The 662-nt window shown below is 33.1% G+C and carries 1 protein-coding gene; it reads left to right on the forward strand.

Annotated features, from left to right (window positions below; all coding sequences use genetic code 11):
- Positions 1 to 460: phosphoribosyltransferase family protein (locus CL42_RS17330; RefSeq protein WP_035271046.1), on the forward strand; the 460-nt coding region annotated here is incomplete at its 5' end.
- Positions 461 to 662: the final 202 nt, after the last annotated feature.

Here is a 662-nt window from a genome sequence, read left to right on the forward strand (position 1 = left end):
TAAATATGAAAAAATTGATTTCATTGTGCCAATGCCTTCCAAACATAATCTTTCATTACAACTAGCAAGAAGATTGCAGAGACAGTTTCATCAATCAATAGTCTTAGAAAGCCTATTGATAAAAAAATCAAATACTGAGATGTCAGAAGAAGTAGCTAACTCAAGTATACCAAGTACGGATAAACACCTAATTTTACAAAGAATAAAACAAGCTGATCAAAGAAATAAGCTTTTTTCAGTATCAGACATTCCACCACCCATAAGAAAATATGTTCATCCAATTAAATTAAATGGAACGCAAATAATTGAAAATGGAGTGTACATAATTGTTGATGACCTTATTTCCACTGCTTGTACATTGAGTAGTGCTCAGCAAGTTTTAATTTCAGAATCAAATGAAATCAAAATTTTAGCTGTTTCACTTTTCAGCCCAGTCAATAATAGGATTAAGGAAGCTTGATCAGATGTGCATACTAATATATATTAATATACATAGACCGGGTGATAGTCTCCTCTGTCTTTAAACATAAAAGGGATCTGTGTGAGCCGGCGGGGCCAGCGATAAGAGCAAATACTTGCCATATTTGGAAGCAGCAAATACGATTTCTCTTATCGTTAAAAGAGAAAAGATTCAAAAAAGGAGAACATTCTTAATGTTCTCC

Source organism: Acinetobacter sp. Ver3 (assembly GCF_000632455.1).
In the GTDB taxonomy this organism is placed as follows: Bacteria; Pseudomonadota; Gammaproteobacteria; order Pseudomonadales; family Moraxellaceae; genus Acinetobacter.